The sequence below is a fragment of the Pseudomonas sp. DC1.2 genome, from assembly GCF_034351645.1.
Lineage (GTDB): Bacteria > Pseudomonadota > Gammaproteobacteria > Pseudomonadales > Pseudomonadaceae > Aquipseudomonas.
On record NZ_CP133782.1, the window covers coordinates 1,307,286 to 1,319,080 of the forward strand.

An 11,795-nucleotide genomic window follows, 5' to 3' on the forward strand; every position below is an offset into this window, starting at 1 on the left:
GGTGTCAGCGGCGGATACGTGCCTGGAGGAAGGGCAGCACGTCAGCGACTGGCAGCGCTTGCGCCTCAGCCTCGGTGCGGCTCTTATATTCCAGATTGCCTTCGGCGAGGCCGCGGTCACTGACCACGATCCGGTGAGGAATGCCGATCAGCTCCATGTCCGCAAACTTGATGCCCGGGCTGGTTTTCTTATCGCGGTCGTCCAGCAGTACTTCGAAGCCGGCCGCCGTCAGCTCTGCGTACAGCTTGTCGGTGGCTTCGCGAACCTGTTCGTTGTCGTAGCGCAGCGGCACCAGGGCGATCTGGAACGGCGCGAGTGTGTCGCTCCAGATGATGCCCTTGTCGTCGTTGTTCTGTTCGATAGCCGCCGCGACCACGCGGGAAACGCCGATGCCGTAGCAGCCCATTTCCAGGGTGACCGGTTTACCGTTTTCGCCCAGCACTTCGCACTTCATCGCCTTGCTGTACTTGTTGCCCAGCTGGAAGATGTGCCCGACTTCGATGCCGCGCTTGATTTCCAGGGTGCCGTTGCCGTCAGGGCTTGGGTCGCCTGCCACGACGTTACGCAGGTCGGCTACGGTCGGAACCGGCAAATCACGCTCCCAGTTCACGCCGAAGTAGTGTTTGTCGTCGATGTTTGCACCGATGCCAAAGTCGCTCATCAGCTCAACCGAGCGGTCGATGATGATTGGCAGCGGCAGGTTCAGCGGGCCGAGGGAGCCGGCACCGGCGCCAATGGCGTCACGCAGTTCGGCTTCGGAGGCCATGACCAGTGGGCTGGCAACCCCAGGCTGGTTGGCCGCCTTGATTTCGTTCAGTTCGTGGTCGCCGCGGATGATCAGGGCAATCAGCTTGCCTGCTTCTTCGGCGTGAACCACGAGGGTCTTGATGGTTTTTTCGATCGGCAGGCCGAAACCTTCAACCAGTTGTGCAATGGTCTTGGCGTTCGGGGTATCGACCAGTCGCAGTTCTTCGGCCGGCGCAGCACGCACTGTTTCGCGCGGAACAGCTTCGGCTTTCTCGATGTTGGCGGCGTAGTCGGAGCCGTTGCTGAAGACGATATCGTCTTCGCCGGATTCGGCCAGTACGTGGAACTCGTGGGAGCCGGCGCCGCCGATGGAGCCGTTGTCGGCTTCTACAGGGCGGAATTTCAGGCCCAGACGGGTGAATACGTTGCAGTACGCCTTGTGCATGCGGTCGTAGGTGACTTGCAGCGATGGCTGATCTGCGTGAAACGAGTAAGCGTCCTTCATGATGAATTCGCGGCCGCGCATCAAGCCGAAGCGTGGGCGAATTTCGTCACGGAATTTGGTCTGGATCTGATACAGGTTGATTGGCAGCTGCTTGTAGCTGCTTAGCTCATTGCGCATCAGGTCAGTGATCACTTCTTCGTGGGTCGGGCCGGCGCAAAAGTCGCGACCGTGGCGATCCTTGAAGCGCAGCAATTCAGGGCCGTACTCTTCCCAGCGCCCGGACTCTTGCCACAGCTCAGCCGGTTGGGTGCTTGGCATCAACACTTCAAGAGAGCCGGCGGCGTTCATTTCTTCGCGAACGACGGCTTCGACTTTGCGCATCACTCGCAAACCCATCGGTAGCCAGGTGTAAAGGCCCGAGGCAAGTTTGCGGATCATGCCGGCGCGCAGCATCAACTGATGGCTGATGACGACCGCGTCGGAAGGCGTTTCTTTCTGTGTGGCGAGCAAAAATTGACTGGTGCGCATGGTTGGCCGTTGTCGGTTGCTGATGACGGGAAATGACGGAGCATTGTACGGGCGAGATCTGCTGACGTACAGAAGTGCGGTCGGCGTTGAGGCTGGAAGGGCGGAAATCTTCGGCCCTTCGGGACGTTTCCTACGACTCTTCCGCGACCGGGGTGGGCAGCGTTTCCGGTTTGGGTGTGGGGCCGATCCGGCGGTTTTCCTGATACCAATGCAGCGCGATCAGTAGCAGCGTCGGAACGCCGAGCAGCGCGGTGATGATGAAGAAATTATGGTAGCCAAACTTCTCCACCATGACCCCGGAGTAGCCGCCTATCAGGCGTGGCAGCAGCAGCATGAGCGAGCTGAGCAGCGCGTACTGGGTGGCGGAGAACTTGAGGTTGGTCAGGCTCGACAAGTAAGCGACGAACGCCGAAGTCGCCATGCCTGAGCTGAAGTTGTCCAGGGAGATGGTGACGATCAGCATCTGTAGGTTGGCGCCCATGTCGGCGAGCATCACGAACAGTAGGTTGGTGGCGGCCGAGGCAACGCCACCGATGAACAGGATTGGCAGGATGCCGAAGCGCACAATCAGCAGGCCGCCCATGCCGGCGCCGACCAAGGTCATGATCAAGCCGAAAATCTTGCTTACGCCGGCGATCTGATCCTTGGTAAAGCCCTGGTCGATATAAAACACGTTAGCCATGACGCCCATGACCGTGTCAGACATTCGGTACGTCGCGATCAGGCCTAGCAGCAGGAGTGCCTGCCAGCGATAGCGCAGAACGAAGTCGTTGACTGGCGTGAGCACTGGCGCCAAGCCTCGGCGCCCCATGGTCGAGAGGCATAAGGCGGTGAGGATGATGTAGAGGATCGCTCGCAGCAGTGCGCGGTCTTCAAGCAACAGGTCCAATGGGCTCGCGCCGCCGAACAACACGCTGGCAAAGTCGGTGTTGTAGAGCTGTGTGAACATGGCTGGCACGGACACCAGCAATACAATGAGGACGAACACTGACGCCAGTTGATGGGCAAAGCTGTAGCGTCCGGCCTGCAACTGCGTGCGCAACGGGACCGGCGGTTCGCGCATGAACAGGGTGGTCAGCAGCGCTGGAATCATCAGGGCGCCGAAGAGCACGTAGGTGCCGGTCCATGCTGAATGTTTATAGTCGAAGCCGGTGGAGCCGAAGCCCTCGGCAAAAAACAGTGCGCCGGCCGTCGCCAGCAGTGCTGCAACCCGGTAACCAGACATATAGCTGGCTGCCAATGCTGCCTGGCTGCTGTCTTCGGCAATTTCCAGTCGATAAGCGTCTACGGCGATGTCTTGGGTGGCCGAAGCGAAGGCGACGATGACGGCAATAGCAATCAGCCAGGACAGGTGCTTTTGCGGGTCGCAGAAGCCCATGCCGATCAGTCCCAGAATCACCAGTGTCTGGGACAGAACCAGCCAGGAACGGCGTCGGCCAAGTTTGCCGAGCAGGGGCAAGCGCCACTGGTCGAGCAGCGGTGACCAGACCCACTTAAAGGCATAAGCCAGACCGATCAAGCTTGCATAGCCAATGGTCTCGCGCGCCACACCTGCTTCGCGCAGCCAGACCGACAGTGTCGAAAACACCAGCATGTAGGGCAGACCGGCGGCGAAACCAAGCAGCAACAGCACGAGTGTCGAAGGGCTGGCATAGGCAGCGAGCGCGGCGCGCCAGGTTTTACGGGGCATGGGCTGGAGTCTGCCTCAAGAGTGACGGAAACAAAGCGCGCACTCTAACCGCTGTGCTCTACCGGGCGCCAGCCATGACGCTGAATATCAACACGATTGTTCAGGATACTGACACCCTCGTCGCGCAATCTGGCGCGTTGCTCGTCTCCCGAAGGGCTACCGGCGGGCAGGCTAATCCGACCGCCTGCGCCGAGTACTCGGTGCCAAGGCAGGCGGGTGTCGCCGGGTAACTGGCTCAGCGTGCGGCCTACCCAGCGGGCGGCTCTGCCTAAGCCTGCCGCCTCGGCCAGTTGTCCATAACTCACGACTTTGCCTTTGGGCACTTGGGCCAATGTCAGGTAGAGCGCCGTGCGTCGGATTTGCGCGGGGCTTTGGCTTTCGGTTGTCGGGTCTGTCACGCGTGCAGTTCCTGAAGAAAATCATCGTGCTGGTTTTGGAGTAAGTCTTGGTTCGCGTGTTGAGAAATGAACTCAACAGAAATAGTCGGGTCAGTCCTTGAATATGCTTTACCCCTAAGGGTAATGCCGACTTTTTTTGCAAACCAGAGCCTTCACTTTGCCTATGTTGTCCAGAACCTTGCTGTGCCTAGCTGCTATCAGTGTGTCCAATCCGTTGCTTGCTGACACCGTCTGGTTAAAAAACGGTGACAAGTTGAGTGGCAAGATCACCGTTTTTGACGGCGGCAAGTTGTTGGTCCAGACCGCTTATGCCGGTGCTGTCCCGATCGACTGGAAGCAGGTCAAGACGTTGGAGAGTGATCAGGAACTGCTGGTCAAGCAAGACGCGTACACCGGTGAGAAAGCCAAGTCGTTGCGAGCGGCCGAAGATGGCAAGGTGATCCTGGTCAATGGCGAGGCGCCGAAGACGGTTGATTTGGCAAGTATTCAGCAAATCCTCAAGCCCAAACCGGTGGTCGAAGATCTGGTTTGGAAGGGTAATGTCGATTTGGCTTTGGACTACAAGCGTGCTGAGCGAGACACCAACGATTACGACATTGGCTTCAAGACCACGGCTCGCCACGGCCAATGGCGGCATACCGCTGAAGGCGAGTACAACCGTGAATTTCAGGATGACGTGATGACCACTGACAATTGGCGCGCCGCTTATTCTCTCGACCGCTTCCTGACCGAGCACTGGTTCTGGGAAGGGCGTCTGAATTACAAACGTGACATGGTCGAGGATCTGTCCCGTCAGCGTGTGGTCGGTACTGGGCCGGGTTATCAATTCTGGGATGACGAGCTGGGGGCGTTCTCGCTGGGCTCGCTGCTCAACCGTACTGACTACGAATACAGTGATGGCGGTAAGGACAACTTTTACTCCGCTGCCATTAAGTGGGGCTACAACCGCTATTTGATTGGCAAGCGGGTGGAGTTCTTTACTAATGGTGAGCTGGGCAAGCCGCTTTCCGGTGTGGCTGATTACGCGCTCGATGCCGAGATGGGCTTGCGCTATAAGGTTACCGACTGGGCTTCGCTCAACCTTAAGGCAGAGCGCGACATCATCAGTGGTTCCGAGGATGCCGATTTAAGTAAGACCCGTTATACCGCCGGGTTTGGTGTGGCTTGGTAAATCGCTGAGGGATTCTGGTCGTGTGCAGCGCCTGCCTTCATCCGGCCTGGGCGTTGCCGGGAGGGGTGAGCAGTGTTCGGGTTTTGTGAGTGGCAAAAACAGTTGCCCACAAAAAAGCCCCGCTTTTAAGGGCGGGGCTTTTTACTAAAGCAAGTACAAGTTAGATAACTTGAACTTCTTCAGCTTGCATGCCTTTCTGACCGCGGGTAGCGATGAAAGAAACCTGTTGGCCTTCTTTCAGGCTTTTGAAGCCGTCGGATTGGATAGCTTTGAAGTGAACGAAAAGATCGTCACCCGATTGTGGAGTGATGAAGCCGAAGCCTTTTTCATCGTTGAACCACTTAACGGTACCGGTTTGGCGATTAGACATGGTGTAACTCCTTGAACAAAGATAACTGCGACGCAGGAAGAACCCTGGCCGAGACTGAGTGCAAAGAGCAGGAAAAATTCTTGTAGATGGTTGGATCGAAATTCAACATATCGTGTAGAGATTCTCAGTGACACAAGCAGCACAGTGGCGCCACCTTAACCCTTTTTCCAGGACGTGCCAATGTTTCTTGCGAAGGTTTCTTTATTTTCGTGACTGACGGTGCGCCGGATTGCGGTGAAGCCTAATAAATACTGGGGATCGCTGAGAATCGCGTGCCAGACTTTGAACCCGGCGGCGCGCCCCGGTAAGATGCCGGACAGAATTTTTCTACCTCGCTATTCAGGACACCCGCCATGAGCATCAAATCGGACAAGTGGATTCGCCGCATGGCGCAAGAGCACGGCATGATCGAACCCTTCGTCGAGCGCCAGATGCGCGGCGAAGGTGCCGAACGGCTCATTTCCTATGGTGTGTCGAGCTACGGCTACGACGTGCGCTGCGCCGGTGAATTCAAGGTGTTCACCAACATCAACTCGGCCATCGTTGATCCGAAAAACTTCGATGAAAAAAGCTTCGTCGACGTAACGAGCGACGTCTGCATCATTCCGCCGAACTCCTTTGCCCTGGCCCGCACTGTGGAATTCTTCCGTATTCCGCGCAACGTGCTGACCATCTGCCTCGGTAAAAGCACCTACGCTCGCTGCGGGATCATCGTCAACGTGACGCCGCTTGAGCCCGAGTGGGAAGGTCATGTCACCCTGGAATTCTCCAATACGACCACCTTGCCGGCGAAGATCTACGCCAATGAAGGTGTGGCGCAGATGCTGTTCTTCGAATCTGATGAAGAGTGCGAAGTGTCTTATAAGGACCGTGGCGGCAAGTACCAGGGGCAGCGCGGCGTCACTTTGCCACGCACCTGATCCGTTCATCTGACGGTTCGCGGGAATTCTTCGGCGGGTAGACACTCTATTGAGTGTATTGCCCGGTTTGCGCACAGCTTACCGGGCCCCTGATCAGGAGTGTTCCATGAAGATCGATCCGCGAATTAGTGCTGAATTTGCCAGGCTTGAGCCCAATCAGGTTGGCGTTCTGGCCTGGTCCTTGTTGGCATATACGCCCATCAACATGGCAGGCGGTATTCCCGGCCAGCCTGATCCCGACACCCCAAACGAACAGCCCATCGAGCCCGGCGAGCCAATGTTGCCGGATGAGCCTCCTCCCGCGCCGGTCGCTTGATCAATGCGGTAGAAAACAGTGGCCGGTTAGCTGAGCCTGGTAAAGGTTTCAACTGACTGGCCATATTTCGTTATCGCCGATGACAAAGATCCGACAATCATCGTCCTGCTTCACTGGATAACCCCCGGTGAATGCACCAAACGCCGGAAGCAGGCTGATTTTCGGCCCGAGTCTGAAACACGCTAGACGTAAGCTTTGGCGCCCTCTGCCGTGCAGCCGGTAGACAGGATGCACGTGACCGGCAATTACAGGCCTGGACGCGTGCGGGTCAGGCTCGTGTTGTAGCGCAAACGGCCCCAGATACAGAGGTTCCGGGACGACCCTGATGTTCAGTGACGCCGGTGGATCTCCGGCGCGTTTGTCGTGGTTGCCGCGAATCAGCGTCATGGCCAAATCACGATGGCGTTCTCGCCATTGCGCCAACGTGTTCAACGTCTCTGCGGCGTGCGAGCCGGGTCCGTGCAAAAAATCCCCGAGGAAAATCAACTGGCGGCAGGGTCGTGCGGCGAGCAATGCATCCAGCACTGCAATATTGCTTGCGGTGGTGCCTCCGGGCACCGGCTGGCCAAGGCTGCGATAAGCCGCGGCCTTGCCGAAATGCACATCAGCGATCAACAACGCTTGCTGCGCCGGCCAATACAGCGCTTTTTCGGGCAGCAACCAGAGTTCTTCGCCCGCAAGCTGCACAGGGTATGGTGTGCCCATCAGGCTTTCCCTGTTTCAGCGGTTTTTTCCAGGTCGCTGACCATCCGCTTGATTCGATCCGCCAGTTTTTCGGAACTCATGCTCTCCCGAAAGCGCTCCGCCAGTAGCGGAAAGGCAAGTGGTGTCGGACGTTTGATCTGATGCAGGTCGAGTCTCAAGCTATTGATGCGTGCCAAGGTCTGCTCCAGTCGCCGAATGTCCAACTCTTCCTGTAGGACTTCTTCTCCCGCCTGGGCTAGTAATAGGTTGTTGGCGTCGTATTGTTTGAACACTTCAAAGAACAGTCCACTGGACGCTTGAACTTGACGAGTGCTTTTCGGTGCGCCCGGATAGCCAGCGAACACCAAACCGGCTATGCGCGCGATCTCACGAAATCGACGCAGTGCCAGCTCCCCTGCATTCAGACTGCCCAACACATCGTTCAATAGTTGCTGCGGGCTAAACAGCGCGGGGCTCAAATGGTGCGACCAATCCACCTCGGTAGCGCTCAGCAGCTCCAGTCCGTAGTCGTTGACGGCGATGGAAAAGGTGACCGCCTGCTGCTGACTGACCCGCCACGCCAGCAGGCTTGCCAGGCCTAGATGCACTTGGCGTCCGGCGAATGGATAGAGGAAAAGGTGCCAGCCCTCGCGGGATTTCATCGCTTCGGCCAGCAGGCTTTTTTCCGTGGGCAAACCAGACCAACGTTGCTGCACGTCCAGCAACGGTCGTAGCGCCAACATCTCCGGGCCGATGAAGTGACCGTGCGCCGCCGCATCAAAGCGCGCAATCACGGCATTGGCCAGCTCACTGGACAGCGGCATACGTCCACCTTTCCAGCGTGGCACGGCGGCTTTTTTCGCCGTGCTGCGTTTCACATAGGCGGTCATGTTTTCCACCCTTACTAGCTCAAGGAGGCGCCCGGCAAACAGAAAGCCGTCGCCGGGTTTGAGCCTGGCAATGAAACCTTCCTCGACGCTGCCGAGGTTTTTGCCGCCACCGCCCTTGCTCCAAAACTTCAATTGGATACTCGCCTCGCTGACGATGGTGCCGATACTCATGCGATGACGACGCGCCAGCCGTGCATCCGGTACGCGCCAGAGGCCCTGCTCATCGGGTTCAACACGTTGGTAGTCTGGGTACGCTGTCAGAGACAGTCCGCCATGCCTGACAAAAGCCAGCGCCCATTCCCAGTCCGCAGGGGTGAGCGCGTGATAGGCCCACGCGCCGCGTACTTCTTCGTACAGCTCATCGGGCAGAAAACCGCCGCCCAAGGCCATGCTGACCAGATGCTGTACCAATACATCCAGCGGTTTGATGGGAGACTCGCGTGACTCTATTCGCCGTTGCTCTACGGCATCGCGGGCGGCGACGGCTTCGATGACCTCTAGGCTGTTAGTCGGCACCAGCGTCACCCGCGACGTTTGCCCTGGCGCGTGGCCGGAGCGTCCCGCTCGCTGCATCAGCCGCGCGATGCCTTTGGCCGAGCCAATTTGTAGCACCCGTGCCACAGGCAGGAAGTCCACCCCCAGATCCAGGCTTGAAGTGCAGACCACGGCTTTGAGCTGACTATCCTTGAGGGCTCTTTCGACCCAGTCACGAGTTTCTCGCGACAGAGAGCTGTGGTGCAGCGCAATCAGGCCGGCCCAGTCTGGCCGGGCATCGAGCAGGGCGTGATACCAGATTTCAGATTGTGCTCGGGTGTTGGTAAAGACCAGGCTCGCGGGGCTGGATTCAATCTCGACGACGACTTGGGGCAGCATTTTCAAGCCGATGTGACCGGCCCATGGAAAGCGATCGACGGCGGTCGGCAGCAGCGTGTCAATGTGCAACGCCTTGCGCGTGTCCCCTTGGATACTGAGGCCGTGACCCTTTGGGATCAGGACTTGTTGCGCGTGGGATTGATTACCCAGCGTCGCGGAAACTCCCCAGACAATCAGCGCCGGGTTCCAATGCCGAAGACGGGCCAGTGCCAGTTGCAGTTGGACGCCGCGTTTGTTGCCGAGCAGCTCATGCCATTCGTCGACGACGACCATGCGCAACGTCGACAGGGCTGTTTGCGCGTCCGCCCGTGCGAGCATCAAGGTCAGGCTTTCGGGGGTGGTGATCAGCGCAGTGGGCATGCGCCTGCTCTGCCGAGCGCGTTCGCTGTTGCTGGTGTCGCCAGTGCGCAGACCGACGGTCCAGGGAATGTGCAAGTCCAGCAACGGAGCTTCCAGGGCGCGGGCGGTGTCGGCGGCCAGGGCGCGCATCGGCGTTATCCACAACACGGTCAGTGCCGGGGCGACAGCGGTGCGTTTGCGCGGGTAATCGACCACTGTCACCGGACGGGCGAAGTGGTTGAGTGCGGCAAACCACAGGGCGTAGGTTTTACCGGCGCCGGTGTTGGCATGAAGCACACCTGACTGCCCACGTTTGACCGCTGCCCATACCTGTTTCTGAAAGGCGAAAGGCTTCCAGTCACGGGCGCTAAACCACTGTTTTGCGTAGTTAGTAGAAGTGTCCATGCCGGCCGTGTGCGCTCTGAAAGTCCTTTTCCAGTGACCACGGCGGCCTGCGACTAGTTTAGTTTCATCTGCGTAATGGCTCGCTTTTGTAGCTGTGGATTTCTACTTCAGGTTGCCGCTGAGGAACTGCTGGAGCCGCTCACTTTTCGGATTGCCTAGCACGTCGTCCGGGGTGCCTTCTTCCTCCACCCGCCCTTGGTGCAGGAATAGCACCTGGCTCGAGACCTTGCGCGCAAAGCTCATTTCGTGGGTGACCATGATCATGGTTCGACCTTCTTCGGCCAGGCCCTGAATGACTCTAAGCACTTCACCCACCAACTCCGGGTCCAGCGCCGAGGTCGGTTCGTCAAACAGCATGACTTCCGGCTCCATCGCCAAGGCGCGAGCGATCGCTACCCGTTGTTGCTGACCGCCGGAAAGGAAGGCCGGGTATTGATCGGCCACGCGCGCGGCCAGACCGACCTTGTCGAGGTAGCGTCGAGCACGCTCCTCGGCTTCTTGTTTGCTGCAACCCAGCACCCGGCGTGGCGCCATGGTGATATTTTCCAGCACAGTCATGTGGCTCCACAGGTTGAAGTGCTGGAACACCATGGCCAGACGAGTACGAATCCTTTGCAGTTCGTCGGGGTCGGCGACGTGCATGCCGTGGCGATCGGTGACCATGCGGATGTTCTTGCCATCCAGGCTCATGGCGCCGTCGTTGGGTTGTTCAAGAAAGTTGATGCAACGCAGAAAGGTGCTTTTGCCCGAACCACTGGCGCCGATCAGGCTGATGACGTCGCCGGTTTTGGCCTTGAGCGAAACACCTTTGAGCACTTGATGATCGCCGTAGCTTTTATGCAGGCCTTCGATGGTCAGTTTGTACATGTGGCGTGCATCCTCAAGGCGAAAGTAGGTAGCCGCTGCGATAGGCTTCGGTGCCCGCGATGTGGGCGATCACCATGCCGGCAGTGGCCATGCGTCGCAACGAACGGGCATACATCAACCCGGCTGCGGCGCAATGAATAGGGGTTACGTGGTCAAGGATCGGGTCGATTATTTCGGCGATCATTTGTCCGGCTTCGAGGTATTCCCCCGGTAGCGCGGTGAATACCAGCAGGCCGCCCACGGGTGTTGTCACCGGCTCGACACCGGCTAGCGGCGTGGCGGGATAGGGCAGTGGCGGCAATGGCGCCGGTTCGCCGGAAATCGCGCCAAAGTGGATCAGGTAATCGATCAGCGCCTGGCAATCGAGGCTGGCCAAGGGGTGATTGACGTCACCCTGACCGCGCAATTCGACGGTCACCGAGAAGCTGCCCAGAGGAATCTCGAACTGCTCGCCGAAGCGCTCTTTCAACTGCCACCAGAGCAGGGTGAAGCACTCATCGAACGACTGACCGCCAGAGTCCGTGGCCAGCAGGCTGGCTTCGGCGCCGATGTAGCGGGCCAGTGGCTCAACCTGTGGCCAGGCGTCGGGGGTGGTATAGAGGTGAGCGACGGCTTCGAAATCGCAATGCAGATCAAGCACCATAGCGGCATCGCAGGCCAGCCTTTGCAGGGTCAGGCGCTGCGATTGCAGTTGCGTGGCCGCGCTCTGTCGAGCCAATGCATGGCGCAGGCTGCTGCGGATCAGCTCAAGGTTTTGCTGCGGGTCGTCGCCGAGCTGGCCTTCGATCTGGTTGCCGACCTCTTCACTCAAGTCGATAAACCAACGATTGAAGTTCTGCCCGCTTTCCAGCTCGTAGCGGCCCAGCGGGACGTCCATCAGCACTTGTTCCAGGCCGACCGGGTTGGCGACCGGCACCAGAACGATTTCGCTGTGAAGACGGCCGGCGGCTTCCAGCTCCGCCAAGCGCAACTTGAGGTGCCAGGCCACCAGCATGCCGGGCATTTCGTCGGCGTGCAGGGACGACTGGATGTAGACCTTGCCTTTGGCCGACGTCGGGCCAAAGTGGAAGCTGTGGATCTGTCGTGCGGTCCCCGGCAGTGGGGCCAGCAGGTCATGAATCTGGTGGCGCATTTCGTTTGTTTCCTGAAGCA

Annotated in this window: 11 protein-coding genes; 3 read left to right on the forward strand and 8 right to left on the reverse strand. The window is 58.7% G+C overall.

Going from position 1 to position 11,795, the window contains the following annotated elements:
• Nucleotides 1–4 precede the first annotated feature (4 nt).
• From RHM68_RS05805 to RHM68_RS05815, 3 genes are all read right to left on the reverse strand, one after another.
• On the reverse strand, nt 5–1,720 hold the full coding sequence (locus RHM68_RS05805; protein ID WP_322220961.1) for a proline--tRNA ligase: 1,716 nt from the start codon (nt 1,718–1,720) through the stop codon (nt 5–7).
• A gap of 130 nt (nt 1,721–1,850) precedes the next feature.
• Nucleotides 1,851–3,410, reverse strand: coding sequence for an AmpG family muropeptide MFS transporter (locus RHM68_RS05810; protein ID WP_322220962.1), 1,560 nt, complete (start codon nt 3,408–3,410; stop codon nt 1,851–1,853).
• A 44-nt stretch (nt 3,411–3,454) separates the two neighbouring features.
• A complete protein-coding gene (locus RHM68_RS05815) occupies nt 3,455–3,808 on the reverse strand; it encodes an MGMT family protein (RefSeq protein WP_322220963.1) in 354 nt (117 codons plus the stop codon).
• 163 nt (nt 3,809–3,971) lie between these two features.
• Here RHM68_RS05815 and RHM68_RS05820 point away from each other — a divergent pair, with 163 nt between their 5' ends.
• Nucleotides 3,972–4,979: a DUF481 domain-containing protein gene (locus tag RHM68_RS05820; RefSeq protein WP_322220964.1), complete on the forward strand. Its 1,008-nt coding sequence runs from the start codon at nt 3,972–3,974 to the stop codon at nt 4,977–4,979.
• A gap of 160 nt (nt 4,980–5,139) precedes the next feature.
• Here RHM68_RS05820 and RHM68_RS05825 read toward each other — a convergent pair whose 3' ends face one another.
• Entirely contained in the window at nt 5,140–5,349 is a 210-nt protein-coding gene (locus RHM68_RS05825) for a cold-shock protein (protein ID WP_002554837.1), read from the reverse strand.
• Nucleotides 5,350–5,702: 353 nt separating this feature from the next.
• On the opposite strand from RHM68_RS05825, the gene dcd reads away from it, so the two are divergent.
• Both dcd and RHM68_RS05835 read left to right on the forward strand, forming a co-directional pair.
• Nucleotides 5,703–6,269: a dCTP deaminase gene (dcd, locus tag RHM68_RS05830; RefSeq protein WP_054047011.1), complete on the forward strand. Its 567-nt coding sequence runs from the start codon at nt 5,703–5,705 to the stop codon at nt 6,267–6,269.
• 106 nt (nt 6,270–6,375) lie between these two features.
• Complete coding sequence (locus RHM68_RS05835; RefSeq protein WP_322220965.1) at nt 6,376–6,585, forward strand: hypothetical protein; 210 nt, start codon at nt 6,376–6,378, stop codon at nt 6,583–6,585.
• Between the two features lie 48 nt (nt 6,586–6,633).
• Here the strand turns inward: RHM68_RS05835 and pdeM are convergent, their stop codons facing one another.
• The 4 genes from pdeM to RHM68_RS05855 all read right to left on the reverse strand — a co-directional run bounded on the left by pdeM (nt 6,634) and on the right by RHM68_RS05855 (nt 11,775).
• Nucleotides 6,634–7,290 carry a ligase-associated DNA damage response endonuclease PdeM gene (pdeM, locus tag RHM68_RS05840; protein ID WP_322220966.1) on the reverse strand — a complete coding sequence of 219 codons (657 nt, stop codon included), beginning with the start codon at nt 7,288–7,290 and terminating at the stop codon, nt 6,634–6,636.
• On the reverse strand, nt 7,290–9,776 hold the full coding sequence (locus RHM68_RS05845; RefSeq protein WP_322220967.1) for a ligase-associated DNA damage response DEXH box helicase: 2,487 nt from the start codon (nt 9,774–9,776) through the stop codon (nt 7,290–7,292). Before RHM68_RS05845 ends, pdeM begins: the two co-directional genes overlap by 1 nt.
• Before the next feature lie 102 nt (nt 9,777–9,878).
• Nucleotides 9,879–10,643, reverse strand: coding sequence for an ABC transporter ATP-binding protein (locus tag RHM68_RS05850; RefSeq protein ID WP_322220968.1), 765 nt, complete (start codon nt 10,641–10,643; stop codon nt 9,879–9,881).
• Between the two features lie 13 nt (nt 10,644–10,656).
• Nucleotides 10,657–11,775, reverse strand: coding sequence for a succinylglutamate desuccinylase/aspartoacylase family protein (locus RHM68_RS05855; RefSeq protein WP_322220969.1), 1,119 nt, complete (start codon nt 11,773–11,775; stop codon nt 10,657–10,659).
• Nucleotides 11,776–11,795 lie beyond the last annotated feature (20 nt).